This is a genomic window from Lysinibacillus sp. FJAT-14222, assembly GCF_001278875.1.
Lineage (GTDB): Bacteria > Bacillota > Bacilli > Bacillales_A > Planococcaceae > Lysinibacillus > Lysinibacillus agricola.
In genome coordinates this window covers 1-20,439 of the sequence record NZ_LIYL01000002.1, presented here as the reverse complement: position 1 = coordinate 20,439, position 20,439 = coordinate 1, and the positions used below count along the sequence as shown (strand labels likewise).

Annotated in this window: 14 protein-coding genes, 1 pseudogene and 1 other annotated feature; of the genes and pseudogenes, 12 read left to right on the top strand and 3 right to left on the bottom strand. The window is 35.8% G+C overall.

From position 1 onward, the window contains the following. Positions 1 to 65 precede the first annotated feature (65 nt). From AN161_RS00890 to AN161_RS00855, 8 genes are all read left to right on the top strand, one after another. Positions 66 to 371, top strand: coding sequence for a hypothetical protein (locus AN161_RS00890; RefSeq protein WP_053592494.1), 306 nt, complete (start codon positions 66 to 68; stop codon positions 369 to 371). Between the two features lie 61 nt (positions 372 to 432). Then, positions 433 to 678 (top strand): hemolysin XhlA family protein, encoded by a 246-nt coding sequence (locus AN161_RS00885; RefSeq protein WP_053592493.1) that lies wholly within the window; start codon positions 433 to 435, stop codon positions 676 to 678. Positions 679 to 690: 12 nt separating this feature from the next. Next, positions 691 to 957 carry a phage holin family protein gene (locus AN161_RS00880; protein ID WP_053592492.1) on the top strand — a complete coding sequence of 89 codons (267 nt, stop codon included), beginning with the start codon at positions 691 to 693 and terminating at the stop codon, positions 955 to 957. Beyond that, a complete protein-coding gene (locus AN161_RS00875; RefSeq protein ID WP_241774460.1) occupies positions 954 to 1,772 on the top strand; it encodes a GH25 family lysozyme in 819 nt (272 codons plus the stop codon). Before AN161_RS00880 ends, AN161_RS00875 begins: the two co-directional genes overlap by 4 nt. Before the next feature lie 426 nt (positions 1,773 to 2,198). Then, complete coding sequence (locus AN161_RS00870; RefSeq protein WP_053592491.1) at positions 2,199 to 4,793, top strand: hypothetical protein; 2,595 nt, start codon at positions 2,199 to 2,201, stop codon at positions 4,791 to 4,793. Further along, a complete protein-coding gene (locus AN161_RS00865; protein ID WP_241774459.1) occupies positions 4,794 to 5,234 on the top strand; it encodes a hypothetical protein in 441 nt (146 codons plus the stop codon). A gap of 493 nt (positions 5,235 to 5,727) precedes the next feature. Next, a complete protein-coding gene (gene acnA, locus AN161_RS00860) occupies positions 5,728 to 8,433 on the top strand; it encodes an aconitate hydratase AcnA (protein WP_053592490.1) in 2,706 nt (901 codons plus the stop codon). A gap of 80 nt (positions 8,434 to 8,513) precedes the next feature. Then, the gene (locus tag AN161_RS00855; protein ID WP_053592489.1) at positions 8,514 to 9,920 is read left to right on the top strand and encodes a YcdB/YcdC domain-containing protein; all 1,407 of its coding nucleotides are present in this window, start codon (positions 8,514 to 8,516) and stop codon (positions 9,918 to 9,920) included. A gap of 188 nt (positions 9,921 to 10,108) precedes the next feature. Here the strand turns inward: AN161_RS00855 and AN161_RS00850 are convergent, their stop codons facing one another. After that, entirely contained in the window at positions 10,109 to 11,251 is a 1,143-nt protein-coding gene (locus tag AN161_RS00850; protein ID WP_053592488.1) for an MFS transporter, read from the bottom strand. A gap of 176 nt (positions 11,252 to 11,427) precedes the next feature. Here AN161_RS00850 and AN161_RS00845 point away from each other — a divergent pair, with 176 nt between their 5' ends. Further along, positions 11,428 to 12,312, top strand: coding sequence for a LysR family transcriptional regulator (locus tag AN161_RS00845; RefSeq protein ID WP_053592487.1), 885 nt, complete (start codon positions 11,428 to 11,430; stop codon positions 12,310 to 12,312). Positions 12,313 to 12,327: 15 nt separating this feature from the next. On the opposite strand, the pseudogene AN161_RS00840 reads toward AN161_RS00845, so the two are convergent. Next, positions 12,328 to 12,849 (bottom strand): annotated as a pseudogene (locus AN161_RS00840) (DJ-1/PfpI family protein); the annotation flags it as partial. 164 nt (positions 12,850 to 13,013) lie between these two features. Beyond that, positions 13,014 to 13,253: a binding site (T-box leader), on the top strand. Between the two features lie 53 nt (positions 13,254 to 13,306). On the opposite strand from AN161_RS00840, the gene ileS reads away from it, so the two are divergent. The 3 genes from ileS (at position 13,307) to AN161_RS00825 (ending at position 18,068) form a co-directional block, all read left to right on the top strand. Continuing rightward, positions 13,307 to 16,396: an isoleucine--tRNA ligase gene (ileS, locus tag AN161_RS00835; RefSeq protein ID WP_053592486.1), complete on the top strand. Its 3,090-nt coding sequence runs from the start codon at positions 13,307 to 13,309 to the stop codon at positions 16,394 to 16,396. 276 nt (positions 16,397 to 16,672) lie between these two features. Next, on the top strand, positions 16,673 to 17,869 hold the full coding sequence (locus AN161_RS00830; RefSeq protein ID WP_053592485.1) for a class I SAM-dependent rRNA methyltransferase: 1,197 nt from the start codon (positions 16,673 to 16,675) through the stop codon (positions 17,867 to 17,869). A 13-nt stretch (positions 17,870 to 17,882) separates the two neighbouring features. Further along, positions 17,883 to 18,068, top strand: a complete 186-nt coding sequence (locus AN161_RS00825) for a hypothetical protein (RefSeq protein ID WP_053592484.1) — start codon at positions 17,883 to 17,885, stop codon at positions 18,066 to 18,068. A 356-nt stretch (positions 18,069 to 18,424) separates the two neighbouring features. Here the strand turns inward: AN161_RS00825 and AN161_RS00820 are convergent, their stop codons facing one another. Continuing rightward, on the bottom strand, positions 18,425 to 19,615 hold the full coding sequence (locus AN161_RS00820) for an MFS transporter (RefSeq protein WP_053592483.1): 1,191 nt from the start codon (positions 19,613 to 19,615) through the stop codon (positions 18,425 to 18,427). Positions 19,616 to 20,439 lie beyond the last annotated feature (824 nt).

Sequence of the window (20,439 nt, the reverse complement as noted above, 5' to 3'; positions counted from 1 at the left end):
GAAATGAAATGAAAGGAAACCCTATCCTTTTGTCGAATGTTTGTAGATAAAAGGAGATGATAAATATGCAAGAAGTAAAATTCAGCCAAGATACCATAAATGCAGAAATCAAAGTTTACAAAGAATTTATCGCTGTATGGGAACAAGAATTAATACAAGTGCAAGCGGATTTAAGAAAATCTGAAGAAAGAGTATCGCTGTTGAAAGAATTAAAGAACCATGTTACTCCTAGCTCGAGAACTGAATTTGTTCAGGCGAATATTAATATTGTTGGAGATGAATTAGTAGAACTTGCAAAAAAAGAATCTCGCCTAAACGGGAACATTAAAAATTATCAAGAGTTTGTAATCGAATTAAATAAAATGCTTTAATATCAGGCCATCCACAGATAATTGTGGAGGGCTTTTATTATGCAGAAAGGCAAGGTGACTTATGGGTGATGATTTAGTAAGAGACGTATATGAGCGCTTAGGGGCTATTGGTGAAAAATTAGATGGTATTAATCATATCCGTGATACAGCAAACCGAGCAGAAGATAAAGCGGATGAAGCCCTAGCAAGCACAAAAAGTGCTCACCATCGATTAAATAAAATCGATAAAATTGTTTGGTGGGCGTCTACTACTATTATTGGTGCTGTTATTTTAGGATTATTAGCGCTAGTTATCAAAACAAAATAGGGGGATAATAAAGTGGAATTTTTATATGATTACATCATCGAACAGGCGCTAATTGTAGTGCCTGTTTTATTAGTTATCGGACAAGTTTTAAAGAACACACCTAAAATGCTAGACTGGCTGATTCCATATATTTTATTGTTTTTGGGAGTTTTATTTACAATTGGCATTATGGGTATAAATATGCCAGCGATTGTACAAGGCATTCTAGTAAGCGGGGCTGCTGTATTTGCTAACCAATTATATAAACAATATTCAAGTAAAGATGGTGGTAACAAATGACTAAAATTATTGATATATCTCATCATCAAGGTGATATTGATTGGTCTAAAGCTAGCAAAGAAGTTAGCTTGGCCATTATCCGTACTCAATACGGTACTAGCACTATCGACCGAAAATATATTCAAAATATCAATGGATGTAAAAATCACAAGATACCGTTTGGAGTGTATATTTATGTGACTTTTAAAAATGCTGCAGAGGCATTGGTACAAGCAAAAGATTTCTACAACCGAGCACAAAAACACAATCCGTTATTTTTCGTTGTGGATGTCGAAGAAAGCTTTGGAGCAAGCGTGCAAAACATTGTTCAGGGCACACAAGCATTCGTGGATTACTTGAAAGGCAAAGGCGTTAAAGTTGGGCTGTACACAGGTCATCATTTTTACAAACCTTATAGGATGGATACCATTAAAAATTATGATTTTCTATGGATTCCACGTTACAGTGGCACAAGTGCCCCAGGTAAAAAACCTAATTTCGCCTGTGACTTATGGCAATTCACGGATAAAGGTATAGTACAAGGTATTACAGGGCCAGTCGATCTAAACGTATTAAACGGATCTAAGCCGTTATCTTGGTTTGTCAATATAATTGTGGTGGACAAGGCACCTAAACTAAATGAAAAGGATGATGATAAAATGAAATTTACTAACTCAACAACCAAAGCTGCAGTACGTGATTACCTCAAACAAGCAGTAGATAAAAAGCTGATTGATAAGTCATGGCTAGATAAATTTGATAAAGGCACTCTGACGGGAGGCGATTTGGAAGGTTTAAAAATCATCATTGCACAACGAGAAAATAATAAAAAATAGTATAGATTAGTATGGTACACAAATGTTTTTGTCATAAATATACCAAAGACCAAGATCGCTTAATTGCTGTTTTGGTTTTTGGCGTTTATTTATCTATTTAAACACTACTAGTGTGTATGAATTAAACATGAAAGTACATTGTAACTCCTCTTGGATGCTTGGGTTAACACAGACATTTTATGAAGAACTAAAGTAGACGACTGTTGGATAGGCTTTAGGGTTGCTTATTTCAGTTGTGAAACGAATTTTGTAAATGTTCAAAGTATAAATTTAATCACTATTTTTTGCTATAACAATTGAAACGGAACAAACGTTCTGATAATATGGTAATAAGATTAAGTTTTTAAAAATAAATGGTAAAATGGTATTGATTTCCTCTTTGTAAAAGTCGACAATAGTAATAAAAAACAAAAAGGGTGTTTGTTAGTGTCAAATAATGTAGATTCGAAACTAGAAAAATTTGATCTTAAATATTGGAGACGAGTTGAAGTTTCAATTGATAAAATTCTTGAAATACCTATATCTGAACTGCAATTTAGATTTAAGAGTATGCTTAATAGTTGTTCACTTTTTGAATTGGAAGAAATAGGGGATTTATTAGGTGTGGATTTAAATGAAACAAAAAAGAAGGGAGAGAAAATAGAGTGTTTTAAATTTATTTCAGCTGATGTTCTAAGGGAGATTATAATTTTACGGGAGTTTTTAAGTAGAAAGAAAAAAACTGTAACAAGATACTATAATTCAGTCGCTGTAGAATATGATAAGTTATACAGAAATTCATCGATATGTCAATTATACCAGATGATGAAAGATAATAGCGATCATATAAATGAAATTTATACTTGGTATCATTGGGATAGTAAAGGAACTGGAAAACAATTTTTGTTAAATAAAATTGTCACTTTCGAGAAATGCAAAAAAATACCTACAGAATTCAAAAAGGACTTTGTTGATTTTATGCATTCTAACTCAAATAAAGAGAGTTATTATGATGTATTTTCGTATGCAATGGATGGAGAAAATAGATTAGTGGTAATGTTGTACAGACAAATTAGTGATGTAATCAGACCGGATTTCGATGAACCTTTTAGGAACAAAGAAGTAGCGCCAATTATGTTTCAAATAGATATTTCAAACAACATTTTAGAAATTAGATCGAAATTCCAAAGAGAAAAAATTAGCATAAAAAAATATTTAGAAAAAACATTTGCAACTAATTTAACTGAAATAGAGCCAGAGTTATTTACTAAGTATCAACCAGAAAAATTAAAGGAAGCTATTTTAGAAGGGATAACACCTAATGGACATGAAGTTCAGGACTTTATTATTAATAAAATTGTTTTCAGAAGTAGCCCTTTAATAAATTCCCCCAGTCTGATTTTTCAATTAAATAACGGAGATGTCTTACCATCAGTAAAAGATGCACATACAAGAGAGTGTGTTGATTTAGAAAGTATAAAAGATATAGAAAGTTTAGCTTTTAAAACTTCAAAGGTGAGTAGAACAATTAGATCAACAGTATTTGATGATGGGAACATTATGTTTTCGATAGATGATAGCGGACTTGAATCGGAAGTGAAAAAAGATATCGAAGATAAATTTTTAATGAAATTTGGAATACCTTTAAATAAATTAATTTCAAATTCAAAATTTGTGGCTGGAAAAGCTGATTTAACAGATTATTTGATGACTCTTTCATTCAAAAAAGATTTTCCAAGTATTGAAGAAGATTTATTCAACAAATTAATACAAGATAAAATCGTTGTTGAAGAATTAGAGCAAAATGTTACCTGTAAAAACCCAGAGTGTGACTATTCAGAAGATACTTCTATCACCTTCACCTTATCAGAATGTCCAAGCTGCGGAAATACACAGTTGAAAGTAAGTCAATATGATTCATTAAATATTTCATTGGATACAATTAGAGCATATGTAAAGAAGCTTGCTACTTCATTTTGTGAAAAGACAGAGTGGGAATTAAATAAAGATACAGAAAAAAAATATAATAAAAATAAATATAAATTTATTAATTTAGATAATAAACAAACAAACGAATCTTTACAAATTCTTGTACAGCAAGGAGCAATTTCAAACAGCGTACTTGAAAAAATAAATCGTACTTTAACCCCTACAGTAATAGTTTTTGTTGGTGTTCTTGAGAAATATTTAGATAAATATAACAATAATTGTATTTTCCCAATAAGTTTCGGTAGTGTTTATAACATGCAAGAACCAAAGGATTTCTTTGGACAGATTTATGAGTCTATAAAACATCGTACAAAATCATATTTATCAAGCGTTGCAAGTAAATCATTTGATATATTAGTAAATTTACCGGAGCCAGAATCAATTGGGGACAAATATTCGCCAGGAGATTTTGAAGATGATGTGTTTAATATTATAAAAGATATTTTTCCAAATGCTGAAAAATGGGGTAAAAAAATGTCAGGAAAAGAAGTGCCTGAAGGGATTTTTGCTTTGACGTATACAGTACAAGGAGCTGAAGAACAAAAAAAACAATATGTTTTTTCGTATGACTGTAAATTAAATAAAACTTCTGATGGATATGACTTAGGTAAAAGTGAGCAGAGAAAGGCTTATGATTATGTTGAAATGCTAAATCAAATAAATTACATTACGAAATTCAGTAATACTAAACAGCTTAGTGCACATATATTTATTTCTAATAACTTTAACACTAACAATTATGAGACTATGGCAGATTATTTTTACAAAAAGCTTCCTGAGAATAATCATACAAGACCAATCTTCTTACCTATCGAAGTGTTAACTTTTTTACACTCAGAATATAGAAAACATTATCAACAACTTAATAATTCAAGAAATATATTTATGGAAGAATTATTCAAAGTACTTATAACTGATAAATTAGTGATTAGTACTGAGGATATAAAAGAAGTTATGGAACAAGCACTCGACAAAGATCTTGCTGATTATTCGGAATTGGATACTGTGAAGGTAACTAAGGATATTGATAAAAAACTTAAAAAGAGGGGATGAATGATGGATTATCTTATACGTTCCTCAGTAGTAGCTGATTATGAAAAAATATTCATAAAGAGTATTGAACAAACGATTAAAAGAATGGTCAACAATAAATTCCTTTTAAAGAAAGATTACTTCGAATTAAGTATTACTTTTTATGAAGACTTTCTTATCACAATACGAATTGAAGATGGAATAATAACAGAACTTAGAAAAAACAGTTATGAAAATTTTATACCGGATTCGTTTTTAATTAACTTATCAAATGTTGAGAGGTTGCCACCTAGATTAAATAGATACAAGGACTTAGGGTTGGGGAATTTTAGAAATGAAGTTAAAGAATCATTAAAGCTTGGTAAAATAATTGCTAATAATGAAAATGATGCATTTTGGAAAGATTACAATATAACTTTGAAAATTGATCAAAATATTCATCTTGCAGATGTACTGAGTTAGATTTATAAAAAATACATTTATTAAAGTCACTCATTTTTTTATTATTTAAATGAGTGACTTTTTTTGAGACCTGATTAACAATAAAAAAATACTAGTTGTTGTAAATTATTTTCTTTGTTAAGATTTCTACTATATAACGTACCTGTCCGAACTATTATTATAAAAATACTATTTTATAAGGTGGGGCACTATTTTTAAAAAACTACGTACGCCCCAGAAAGAGCCCCAAAAAACGCCCCAGTTAAATACATTTAAATACATTTAAATAGGAAGGTATAAAAATCTCCGATTTGTAAAACCTTGATGTTATGCACCCATAAAAATTAAATACATTTGGCTACAAACCAAGGTCATAAGTATTGCTTATTGAAAAAGATAATATTAATGTAATTTACTTATGAATATAAATGCGTTATCATGGGTATTGGAGAAAAGATGCTTTAAATTTATTTTAATTAGGCCTTTTCAAAAAGATATTTAGGGGGATCCGCAAATGGCACAAGGTAATTTACACAACAGCCGCGCATCATTCGAAGTTAATGGTAAAACTTATAATTACTATGACTTAGCTGCGATTGAAAAAGCTGGCGTTGCAAAAGTTTCAAACCTTCCTTACTCAATCAAAGTATTATTAGAATCAGTTTTACGTCAATATGATGCATATGTTATCAAAGAAGAGCACGTAAACGAATTAGCAAAATGGGGTAACGGTGCAGATCCAGAAGCAGAAGTACCATTCAAACCTTCTCGCGTTGTATTACAAGACTTTACTGGTGTACCAGTAGTAGTTGACCTTGCATCTCTTCGTTCTGCAATGAAGGAAATGGGCGGCGACCCAAGCAAAATCAACCCTGCTATTCCAGTTGACCTTGTAATTGACCACTCAGTACAAGTTGACAAATACGGTAATGCATCTGCATTAGCAGCAAACATGGACCTAGAATTCGAACGTAACGCTGAGCGTTATAACTTCTTAAAATGGGCTCAAACTGCTTACAATAACTTCCGTGCTGTACCACCAGCAACTGGTATCGTTCACCAAGTAAACTTAGAGTATTTAGCTCCAGTTGTACACGTAAACGAAAATGCTGACGGTACTTTCGAAACATTCCCTGACTCAGTAGTAGGTACTGACTCACATACAACAATGATCAACGGTCTTGGCGTTCTTGGATGGGGCGTTGGTGGTATCGAAGCTGAAGCAGGTATGCTTGGTCAACCTTCATACTTCCCAATTCCAGAAGTTATCGGTGTTAAATTAGTTGGCGATCTTCCAAACGGAACTACTGCTACTGACTTAGCATTAAAAGTAACTCAAGTATTACGTCAACGTGGCGTAGTTGGTAAATTCGTTGAGTTCTTCGGACCTGGCGTAACTAAATTACCACTAGCTGACCGTGCGACAATCTCTAACATGGCTCCTGAATATGGTGCTACATGTGGTTTCTTCGCAATTGACGAAGAATCATTAAACTACATGCGTTTAACTGGTCGTGACGAAGAGCACATCGCGGTTGTAGAATCTTACTTAAAGTCTAACCACATGTTCTTCGATCCAACTTTAGAGCCAGTTTACACTGACGTATTAGAAGTAAACTTAGCTGATATCGAACCAAACCTTTCTGGTCCAAAACGTCCACAAGACTTAATTCCACTATCTCAAATGCGTACTCGTTACAAAGAAGCAGTAGTGGCACCACAAGGTACACAAGGTTTCGGTTTAACTGAAGATGAATTCGCAAAAACTTCTGTAGCTAAATTCGCTGAAGGTGATGTAGAAATCCCAACAGGTGCTGTAGCAATCGCTGCAATCACTTCTTGTACAAATACATCTAACCCATACGTATTAATCGCTGCGGGCTTAGTTGCGAAAAAAGCTGTAGAAAAAGGTCTAACTGTGCCTAAATGGGTAAAAACTTCTTTAGCACCAGGTTCTAAAGTAGTAACTGGTTACCTTGAAGATTCAGGTTTACAAGCTTACCTTGACCAAATCGGTTTCAACACTGTAGGTTACGGTTGTACAACATGTATCGGTAACTCAGGTCCATTACTTCCTGAAATCGAAGACGCTATCAAAGAGAACGACTTATTCGTAACTTCAGTTCTTTCTGGTAACCGTAACTTCGAAGGCCGTGTACACCCACTTGTAAAAGCTAACTACTTAGCTTCACCACCACTTGTTGTTGCTTATGCACTTGCTGGTACTGTGGATGTTGACCTACAAAAAGATTCATTCGGTAAAGACAAAGATGGCAACGAAGTATTCTTCGCTGATATCTGGCCTTCAACTGAAGAAGTTAACGCAGTATTAGGTACTGTAGTTAACCGTGAATTATTCCAAAAAGAATACGAAACTGTATTCACAGCGAACGAAAAATGGAATGCAATTGAAACATCAACTGAGTCTCTATACACATTTGATGACAAATCAACTTACATCCAAAACCCACCATTCTTCCAAGGTCTTGCAAAAGAACCAGAAGCTATTAAAGGCTTAGATGGCTTACGCATTATGGCGAAGTTCGGTGACTCAATTACAACTGACCATATTTCACCAGCTGGTGCAATCGGTAAAGAAACACCTGCAGGTAAATATTTAATCGAAAACGGTGTTGCAATCCGTGACTTCAACTCATACGGTTCTCGTCGTGGTAACCACGAAGTTATGATGCGTGGTACATTTGCAAACATCCGTATCCGTAACCAAGTTGCTCCTGGTACAGAAGGTGGTTTCACTACTTACTGGCCAACAGGTGAAGTAGAGTACATCTATGACGCATGTATGAAATACCAAGAGCAAGGTACTGGCTTAGTAGTACTTGCTGGTAACGACTATGGTATGGGTTCTTCTCGTGACTGGGCTGCTAAAGGTACTAACTTACTTGGTATCAAAACAGTTATCGCACAATCTTACGAGCGTATCCACCGTTCTAACTTAGTAATGATGGGTGTTCTTCCACTTCAATTCATGCAAGGTGAATCAGCTGATACTTTAGGCTTAACTGGTAAAGAAGAAATCTCTGTTAACATTACTGACAACGTGAAACCACGTGAAATCTTAACAGTAACTGCTAAATCTGAAGACGGATCAGTTAAAACTTTCCAAGCTTTAGCTCGTTTCGACTCAGAAGTAGAAGTAGACTACTACCGTCACGGTGGTATCCTACAAATGGTTCTTCGCGCGAAAGCTGCTCAGTAATCATTTAAAAATAAAAAACCGATCTCTTAGGAGATCGGTTTTTGTCTATACATAAAAATATTTGTAAGGAGGGCTTTAGTTTGCAAAAAGATGAACTAAAAGAACGGGCTTTATCCATTGTTTCATTACCAAGTCACTATGAGCTTATCATAGAAGAATATTCTGATGACGAAAGAGTGATGTTCTCTTGGGTGAATGAACAACAGGATGAAAGTATGACTGTTGAGTTAGATTGCACCGGTCACCTCATACACTTATCAATTGAAACGAATGATATTGTGTCAGAAGCTGATTCTTTATCTATTGAGGAAAAAAGAAGAAGTGCGGAACAATTTTTACTGAGTCATTATCCAGAAGCATTAAAAGACTTAACATGTTCTCAAATAAAAAAACTGTCGTGTGTAGAAAGTTTTTATTTTGAACAGTTTGTTATGGATGTACCATTAGCACATGCTGGTTGTTTTATTGATGTTGATTTCTTGGGAAATATTGTTAGATTTAGTTACTACGGAGTGAAAACGAGCCCTGAAATACCTTCAAAGTTAGTTTCGAAGGAAGCTCTGATAGAATATGTGCGGAATACATTGGCGTTACAACTAGTGATAACAAAATTATCACGAGATATTTACAATGTGAAGAAAGATGGACTTCATCTCGTGTATGAGGTAAATTCATTTCTAAATTTTAAAGCAGATGCATTAGACCCAACATTAACGATACTTCATGATGAAAATGTACCTGAAAGTTATGCTGCTTTGCCTCCTTTGCCAGCTAACTTAATGACCAATGAATTTACGAATGAAGATATTATTGGTATAACAGATGATCTGGAGCTTATTCGAGAAGTAGATAGAGGAGCAGATCAAGGGATTGTTTGGCGTAAGCGGAATTGGGAGATGAAAGAAAAAGATTTATCGATGAACAGCTTTTTTAAAATGCAATCAGAAGATACAGTAAAAGCTTTTATTTCAATAAAAACTGGTAAAATAAATAGCTTTGGATGGATGCATAAACGCTTAGGAAATCTACAGCTTAATCACGAAGCATGTTATCAAAAAGCAATAGACTTTTTACTAAAAATAATTCCTGACTACTATCCTTATCTTCAACGATTAATTCGAGGAGATGAGGAAGAGGATGAAAGAGAATCAGAATCCTTTATATTCCAAGCCCGTAATCAAGGTATAATTATTTTTGATATGGTGATCATTGTTGTTAATCGTACGACAGGTCTGATTGATCATTATAATGGACCGAATTTTGATTTGGATGAACTTAGCCAAATACCTCCAGTGCCAGCTATCTCTTTGGAAAAAGCATATCTTCAATTTCTAGAAAATGTCGATTTCCAATTGACTTGGGACAAAAATTACGATGATGAAATAGAGTCTTATCAACTTGTCTATCAAGCTTGTGATCGACATACTAGATTACCTATTCGGTATATTGATGCAACAACTGGCGAAATTATTGTCAGTAATGTATAGACCTTCGAAATCGTGGATAGAAACGCTAAAATGATGGATTGAACTGCCGAAATGACGGATAGAACCACCAAAGTGGTTAATGGAAGCGTCAAATTGATGAATTGAGCCATCAAAGTTGCGACTCTAACCATCGAAGTGATGGATAGAATCATCAAATAGACGATTAGAGCCGCAATTTTTAAATCCATTTATACGCTAAATTTCTTCTTCATACTATAAAACTGTAAACAAATTGCGAATGACATTGAGATTATCGCAAAATAAATCAATGTTATTGTTCCCATCTGTAAGGACAATGCAATCCCACCTAAACTTGCACCTATTGCACTACCTAAATAATTTACAGAACTGTTTAATGCTACTGCCGAACTTCCGTTATTCGGCTGATAGGAGAGTAAAATATGTTGTTGAGGTGCTTGGCATGCCCAACCCATTGCTCCCCAGACAAAGAACGGTAAGTATTTTAATATCGGTAAGTGAATCATTAATGGTATACAAATAATGGATAGAGTTAAAGTGAATAAAATGATTGTAACTAAAGTTTTTGGTTTCCCGAAATAGTCGATTAAGTAACCAATCATTATACTTCCAACCAAGCCACCGAATCCCCATGCCCAAAGATATATCGTTAAGTTACTGGAGCCTGCCATTTCCTCTAATAGGGGAGATAGATATGTGTACAATCCAAGGCTAGCAACACTGGCGAAAAATGTTATACATACAGTTATAGTTACTCTTTTATCTAGGAACATCTTTAATCGTTCGTTAAGTGCAGGGGGAGGCGTTGTTGGGAAATCGGGCAGGAAAATATACATACATAAAACAGCAATTACACCGATCATAACTAATAGCCAAAGCGTTAATTTCCAATCAAATAAGTTGGATATATATATACCTAAAGGAACGCCAAGCACTGTTCCCATACTCATTCCTCCAATTGTCAAACCTAGAGCTCTCCCTCTCTTTTCACTAGAAACGAACTTTGAAGAGGCTGCTACGGCTAATGGTGAAAATAAACCAGCCCCTGTCCCTGCAATTGCTCTCGATAGTAGAAGAATAGAAAAGGTCGGCGCTAAAGCAGTGATGCTATTCGCTATTGTGAAGATAAGCATTGACCCTAATAAGATTTTTTTTATTGGTTTTCCTGCAAGTAAAGAAGAAAAAAACGGCGCTGAGATTGCGTAAAACAAAGTAAAAATGCTCACAGCCTGGCCGACTTGTGATGTACTTTTTTGATACGTATCGCTAATTCCTGGGAGAAGCCCTGCAATCACATAGGCATCAAAGCCCAAGGCAAACATGCCAAAGGATAATAATAAAACATTTTTCATTTATTGAACCTCCATATAGTAAAGATGCTAAGTATTTTGTCGATTAGATAACTTATAACAATATGTTATAATCGAAGCACCTTCTATATTTAATAGGTTACTAAAAAACGCTGAATATGGAACAATCACTATTTTATAAGGGTATAACAAATCGTTATAGGTTAGGGAGGAATACAATGAATGTAGAATGGTTACATAGTTTTATTGCTGCTGCCAATCAAAAAAGTTTTTCTAAAGCTGCTCAAATCACGAATCTTTCCCAACCTGCACTAAGTAAACATATACGAAACTTAGAGAATAATCTTGGCATCGAGCTATTTCATAGGACATCCATTGGTATCGAATTAACAGAAGCTGGAGAACGTTTTTACACTCGAATTACACCAGTTATTACTGAACTAGCTGCCATTCGTGAAGAATTACAGCAATTTAACCAGAGCAATCCAATTGCCATCGGTGGTCTACCTAGCTTAGCCACTTATTATTTGCCAAATAAAATGAATGAACTTAAGCTACTAGATCGACCTATAACCTTAATGATTCAAAATACTTCAAATGAACTGTTGCAATCTTTACAAAAAGGTAGACTTGATGCAGTCTTTGTGGATGCAAAATATACGGGAGAATCTTTGTGGAGTTGCGAATTGTTTACGGAACCTTACTATGCTGTGTTTCCTTTGAACCATCGTTTTAATTCAAGGCCAGCAGTTGACCTTGCAGAATTGTGTGAGGAGCCGCTTATTGTTCATCAGGCTCCTTGTGATTCAAGAAAGGATATAGTAGAACAAATACAAGCACTTGGCTATAAACCAAATATTATAAGTGAAGTGAACTTTGGCGATTTTATTTTGGGGGCTGTGACCTCTGGAATGGGGATTACGATTGTACCAGAGCTAATGGCAAAAAATATTGGTCATCTTCAGCTTTTTGCCTTACCAATTAATAATTTTGGAAGAACAAGAACCATTTCATTGGTTACAAAAAGCAAAGAATTTGGATCGAAGTTACAACATTTATTATCAAATAAAATGGAAAGAAGCTGTCCCAATTTAACGCTTTGAGACAGCTTCTTTCAATTAATTAAACCCCATTAAATCCTTTACCTTTTTTGCATTTTCCTCAGATGTCAGCATTTCCAGAAAGCTAAATGCAACGTCGAATGCAGTGCCGGGATTGGAGGATGTAATAATATGTCCAGTTTGAACAATTCGTTCGTTGACGATGTCTGCACCATAGGATTGTAGCTGTGCTAATCGTTTACTTGTTGGATGATTATAAGTAGTAGCTTTTCGATTATGTAGTACTCCGCTATGACCTAAAATAAGGGAAGCTACACAAACCGTAGCAATCGGTTTTTTGTGTTCATCGAAATGACGAACAACTGCCTGAAATTCGTCACTAAAGGCATCAGCATAAAGCCCTGCCTCCTCAAAGCCTCCAGGAATCGCTAGTGCATCAAAATCCTCTAATGAAATTTCACGAAGCAATTTTTCAGGAGCTACATTAAAATTCCATGTACATTGCAATTGTTGATACAATCCTACTGTCACGACCTCTGTTGTGCCGTCGCCCTCCCATTTATTCCAGCCAAGTACATCAAAGCTTTTATATTAAAACAAATGGAAAGCCTAAGCTCGCAGCTCTTCATAAAAGCATCGAAACATGTCTCGATGAATTATAAGGAAATCACTACCAATTTTAGTGCTTTGAAATTATTGACAGACAAAAATTAGTTTGTTAAGATGAATGACAATAAAAGCATACAAATTCGTTGATGAGAAAGAGTAATGTTTCATTTTGTTCTACAGAGAGCCGACATAATGGTGGAAGTCGGTGTGCAAGTGTTACATGAAGATCCTCTCTGAGAAGATTGGCTGAACATAGTAAGCCGATTCGGGTGTCTACCGTTAAAAAGAACACGTATGATTGTACGTTGCTAAGTGCTATTGAACGCTGTTTCAATAGAATTAGGGTGGTATTCGCGGTTAACCCCGTCCCTTGCTTGGGACGGGGTTTTTGTATGCCTTTTATACGTATTGTATAGGAGGGAATTACATGCAAGTTGAAGAGAAAAAAGAAACGACTGTAGAAAGGGAAATGAGGGTTCGTCAGTTGTGGGAACAGGAAGGAACGTTCCAGGCATCTGTTGCGAACCGTTCTAACAATAAGCCTTTTGTATTTTATGAAGGACCGCCAACAGCAAATGGATTACCACACGTTGGTCACGCATTTGGTAGAACGATTAAAGATGTCGTGGCTCGTTATAAAACGATGCAAGGTTATTTGGTTGAGCGTAAAGCTGGCTGGGATACACATGGTTTGCCTGTAGAGTTAGGCGTGGAAAAAAAGCTAGGTATCTCTGGCAAGCAAGAAATTGAGAAATATGGTGTCGAACAATTTATTCAAGAGTGTAAGGGAAGTGTCTTTACCTATGAGAAGAAGTGGCGCTCCTTTACAGAGCAGCTTGGCTATTGGATTGACATGGATGATCCATATTTAACGCTTAGCAATGATTACATTGAGTCTGTTTGGAATATTTTAAGTCATGTGCACAAGGAAAAGCTTTTATATAAGGGGCACCGCGTTTCACCGTATTGCCCTAGCTGTCAAACATCATTAAGCTCTCATGAGGTTGCACAAGGCTATAAGGATGTAAAGGATTTATCTGTCACGGCAATGTTTAAATTGAAGGATAAAGATGAGTATTTTCTTGGCTGGACAACGACTCCATGGACATTACCTGCTAATGTTGCATTGGCTATGAATCCTAAGCTTGTGTATGTTCGAGTGAAACAGCACGATAAAGTATATATCTTGGCAAAATCATTAGTGGAAAAGGTTTTTACTGCACCCGTTGAAATATTAAGTGAGCATAATGGGCATGAATTTGAAGGTGTATCGTACATTCCACCTTTTTCATACGTAACCGTTGATAAAGGGCATGTCGTTGTACTAGCGGATTACGTTACAGAGAATAGTGGAACTGGAATCGTCCATATTGCGCCTGCCTATGGGGAGGACGATTATAAAACGGTTCAGCAAAATGGGCTATCGTTTGTCAATGTTGTTGATTTGAAAGGTTGTTATACAGAAGAGGTTCCAGAGCTTGCTGGTAGATTTGTGAAAGATTGTGATGTCGATATTATCAAAATGCTTGCTAAAGATGAGCTATTGTTTGATAAGGAAAAATATGAGCATAGCTACCCTCATTGCTGGCGCTGTGATTCACCATTGCTTTATTACGCGACTGACAGCTGGTTTATCAACATGTCTACAATGAAAGATAAACTTTTACAAAATAATGAACAAGTTACATGGTATCCTGATCACATTAAGCACGGTAGATTTGGCAACTTTTTAGAAAACTTAGTGGACTGGAATATTAGCCGAAATCGTTATTGGGGTACACCGCTCAATGTCTGGGTTTGTCAGGATTGTGGACATGAAGAGGCACCAAATAGTATTGCTTCTTTAAAAAAGTTAGCGAAGGGCACTTTACATGACATCGAGCTTCATAAGCCGTATATCGATGAGGTTGTTTGTACTTGTCCAACATGTAAGGGTGATATGGAACGTACACCTGAAGTGATAGATGTATGGTTTGACAGTGGTTCAATGCCGTTTGCTCAGCATCATTATCCTTTTGGAAATCTTGATACATTTAACAATCAGTTCCCTGCCGATGTTGTCATCGAAGGTATTGACCAAACACGAGGCTTTTTCTATAGTCTATTAGCTGTTTCGACATTATTTACTGGTAAAGCACCTTATAAAAATGTACTTTCTTTAGGGCATGTTTTAGATGAGCATGGACAGAAAATGTCGAAAAGTAAAGGAAATGCATTAGAGCCAGTTGAACTGATAGAGCAGTACGGAGCAGATGCTTTAAGATGGGCGTTCTTAGTAGACAGTTCTCCTTGGAATCCTAAACGTTTTTCTAAGAAGATTGTGATGGATGCGAAATCAAAGCTAGTTGATACACTTGATAATACGTTCAAATTTTATCAGCTATATGCAGAAATAGATGGCTTCCAGTACGATGCTAACAAAACTGGTACACGTACAAAATTAGATCATTGGATACTGTCTCGATTACATCATACAATTCAGCTTGTGACAAAATCTATGGATGATTATCAATTTACACAGGCAACACGTGAAATCGGTAAGCTTGTGGAAGAGCTAAGTAACTGGTATATCCGTCGCTCTCGAGCAAGATTTTGGGCAAATGGTCTGTCAGAGGATAAACGAGGTGCCTTTAGTACGCTGTATGAGCTACTATCAACAATTTGTCAATTGCTAGCACCTTTCACACCATTTATTGCCGAGGATTTATATCGACAATTATGTGGAAAAAGTGTACATTTACAAAATTACCCAACATATAATGAAGCGCTCGTAAATGCTAAGCTTGAGAAAGAAATGGCGAATATTTTATCAATCGTAGAACTAGGCCGCAGCATACGAAATAGTCAAGGAATCAAGGTAAAGCAGCCTTTAAGTGAAATCATTGCCTCTGTTGAAGGTGAGCTAACAGATTATCAACCATATAGCGAGCTCGTGAAAGAAGAATTAAATATAAAAGAATGCATTTGGACAAATGACTTCTCAGCATATGAAACCGTTCATTATAAGCTTAATTTTAAAACGGCAGGTGCAGCATTTGGACCAAAAGTGAACAAAGTAAAAGATTACGTAGTGCAATTAAATGATGAAGAGAAAAATAATTTACAACGAACAGGTTCAGTTGAGTTAACGATTGATGGGGAACAGGTGACATTGTTAAAAGCACACGTGCTAACTGAATCCATTGTAAAGGACCATTACATCTTAGCCGAAGATGCTTCATGTCGAGTCCTTTTAAATGTTCAGCTGACAACTAGCTTACTTGAGGAAGGCCAAATTAGAGAACTAATTCGCACAATTCAAGATACACGAAAAAAATGGAAACTTCCTGTTGAGCAGTATGTATCGATTTCGATTGCTGGAAGTGCCAAAGCAATAACTATCATCCAACAGCATGAATCGTTACTAAAGGCCAATGTGTTGTTAAATGATATTCATTATGTGAGTGAAGATCAGGGTGAACGATATATAGAGACAGAAGTGTTTGATGAAAAAGTTACTGTTTATTTTAAGCTGTAAAATCTTTAATGCTCAGGTAAGTTTCAAACAATCTGGTTGGCAAGCCTGCGGGGTTCTCATAAGGCCAATCTTTAGCTCTGTTTAACTTGATTGTTGTTATTAATGTAAGTCCTCAATCACTCAATCAACGTATATAATCTATCAGCACATCCTTGTATGATATGCGCCACGAAAAACTAACGATCGTCCCTGTTATGCTGCAAATACCTAACTCCTTCGCTTTTTCCTGCGAAACATGACATAATAGATAGATTATGAAACAGTTAGGATGACTCGATGGAGCAGATACGCGAAATATATGTAAAACCAAAATTTATTAAGCAAATGACAAATGGCTATCCACTTATTTTAAAAGAAGCTATAGATATGCCAGAGGTAGCCGTTTCAGAAGGAACGATTGTGGAATTATTAGACGCACAAGGTGGTTATATTGCGACAGGCTATTATGGTGAGCAAAACAAAGGCATCGGCTGGGTACTATCACGCAAACAAAAAGAAGTCATCGATGTGCGCTTCTTCACAAAAAAAATTCGCGAGGCGGCTGAGAAACGTGCTGTTTTTTTTGCCTCAGAACAAACGACGGCTTTCCGTGTATTTAACGGAGAAGGTGATGGAATTGGTGGCTTAACTATTGATTTCTTCAATGGCTTCTATATGGTGAGCTGGTATAGTGAAGGAATTTATGCTTTCCGTGATGTCGTGTATGAAGCGTTAAATATAGCACTGAACACGCGCGGCGTTTATGAAAAATTGCGATTTAATACTAACGGACAATATGTAGAACAAGATGATTATGTATCAGGTGAAAAAAGTGATTTCCCATTAATCGTCAAGGAAAATGGCATGAACTTTGCTGTTGATTTAAACGATAGGGCAATGACAGGGATTTTTCTTGATCAACGTAATGTTCGGAAAGCACTACGCGATCATTATGCGATCGACAAAACCGTGTTAAATACATTCTCTTACACAGGAGCATTTTCTGTAGCAGCAGCACTTGGTGGCGCATCAGGTACAACGAGTGTTGATTTAGCTAAACGTAGCTTAGCTAAAACAATCGAACAATTTGCAGTGAATGAGATTGATTATGAATCACAGGATATTAAAGTGATGAACGTCTTCGACTACTTTAGCTATGCAAAGCGTCATGAATTGAAGTTTGATGTTGTCGTACTTGATCCACCGAGTTTCGCACGAACAAAAAAAATGACCTTTAGTACAGCAAAGGATTATCCAAAGCTTTTAAAGGATGCTCTTGCGATTACGATTGATAATGGTGTAATTATAGCTTCAACGAATAACGCGAGCTTTGACATGAAAAAATTTAAAACGTTTATTGATAAAGCATTTAAAGAGACAGATACACGTTACAAAATACTAGAACAACATCAGTTGCCCGAGGATTTTGCAGTTCCACATAACTTCCCTGAATTTAACTATTTAAAAGTTGTAATTATTCAAGTTATAAGCTAAAAGGACGGATGAAATGAAATATAATAAATCAATTATGCTAAAGCTTATCAATGAACATCGAGCGTTGCATGATGAATTAAAAAAGCTAAAATCTGAAATGGGTTTAGAGAAAAATTTTGCAGTAAAGGCATTATATCATTCATATGTGGCAGAGGATGGTCCTTATATGAAAGAATACCAGGATTTAGAGCGACTTTAATAAATCGTGGTGCATACTAATAGTGATATGTGTTATCTGATTACGTGTTAAAAAAGATGAACCCTAACCTATGTAAAGGTCAGTTCAAAAAGCTACTTTCAAATCGAATCTTTCGTTTGAAAGTAGCTTTCTTTTACCTTTTAAAGAGCATTTTGGCGAGTAAATTTCAAAAAGTATCTAGTATTTTGAAAAAAGTGTCTAGTATTTCAATAGAAAAGAGGGAGCATTATGCCGGTATTCAACAAACTAATTCGAGACCGTATTTTAGAAATCATTGAAGGGGATGGACTTTCATTTAATGCTTGGACTCTAGTTGTAGAATAAATCTCACTCATGTATGATTGCGCCTATTATTATTATGCTGATTTCTTTTGTTTTTGGTCTAAAAGATGACTATAAAAAGTTAGCAGACTTGCACAGACTGCAACGATCCCACCGACCCATGTTACATTCATTAAATTCCCTTGATGATATACAATTCCGCCTAATGCAGAACCAAAAGCGATGCCTACGTTGCTTGCCACTGGCATAAGTGAAGCAGCGAGTCCTGTAGCTTTTGGCTGATAAATTCCGGCGAGGTCTATTAAATAAAGCTGAGTAGATGTTGTTAAGAGGATGGCCATTAACGACATTAAGTAGATATTTACCAGTCCTAAAATAAAATGATTTGTAGTCCAAAATAAACTTGTCAGAACAACTGCCTGCACAAGAAAAACAAAGCGAAGGCGACCGATTGCATTGTGACTGGCAATTTTACCTGCGAGGATGTTGCTGAAAATCGAAATAAACCCGTAACCAAATAAGATTAAACTAATAGAATTATTTGGTGCTCCCATTCCCTTCAAGATAGGAACAAGGTACGTAAAGACGGCATAAGTTGCGCCAAATCCGAGAGCAGGAATGAAAAAAGCTATCAAAATTCGTGGCTGTGTCATTAAAGAAAACTGATCCCGTATCGAACTGCGTACTTGGCTGAGTTTATTCGGTAAGAAAAAAAATGATGCCAAAAACGCCAACCCTCCAAGGAAAGTGGTTAACATGAAAGAGGCATTCCAGCCGTACCATTCGGCGATTACAATACCAATTGGCACTCCAACGACATTTGCAAGTGTGAAACCACCGAAAACGAATGATATAGCAAGTCCGCGTTTTTTTATCGGCATGGTTTCACTTGCAACAATCATGGCTAGAGAGATTAATACTCCTGTTACAATCGCTGTCAAAATCCGAAGTGCAAGGAGCATAATGTAGTTCGTCGAAATTACGCACAAAGCATTCAGGACGATGAAAGATCCTATCAAAAACAACATCCATTTACGCTTTGGAAAATGACTTGTTGCTGACATCACTAGTGGTGTGGCGATGGCAAACGTAATTGCAAACGCAGAAACCAGTGTGCCTGCTTTTGCATTTGTCATATGAAGGCTTGAAGAAATATCTGTTAAGATTCCAACAATAACAAATTCACTTGTCCCGAGAACAAATGTTAATAAAGAAAGTGTTAAGATGAGCAACCAATGTCGCTTCGATAAATTTGCGGTTTTCATAAATATCTCTTTTCTTAGAAAATGTAAATGTGTCACATAGTAGATACACAACCTAAACATCATACCATAAAATATTTTTGCGAGAAAAACCCTTTCTTAATCAAATAGCAGGCGTGTTGATTAGGAAAATATAGGTTTATTATTGAGCGATAAAAGGATTTTTTTGTTGATATTTTACTTATGTGTGCCCATTTTTGCGGATTGTAGCGGAGGGCTACTAGAGTGCTCCTGTTGCTTCGCTTTCGTCGCAGAGCAAAGCTTCCCACGGGAAAAGCGAGACAGACAAGACCCTGCAAGGAGCGGATGTTTTCTGTGCGAAAGCAAAGCGGCAGCAACAACAACAAAGCGGAGGAAGCGGCCCGACGCTCGCCCGCAGCGGAAATCAGCGTCTTCGAATTAATTAAAATGGTTAATTAACACGTCTGATCAAATAGATGTTAATCGACAGGGCTGCAGAGTTAGAATAAGATTACTTAAGAAGGCATACTTCTGTTGATAATGTTATTGATAGCAGTAGGTATTAAAAAAAATATGTATGTAAAAACCTCGTTTAGTTACTTTACGGTGAACCGTACCGTAAGTAAGTGAGGTTTAAATCCAATCATTAAATAGCAATGATTGGATTTTTTTGGTAATTTCATTTCTTTTGAAGTGAAATTTAGAATGGGTTGTGGCTTTTTATGTTTATTTAAAGTCTATAAATATCTTATTTTGACGTTGTCCCTATGTTCTAGGGCATTTTTATACTTCACAGAAGTGAGCTTCAGGAAGCCCACTTCTTCAGAGGTGGGAGGAATGAAGTGCTTTTTCTTTATAGAACATAT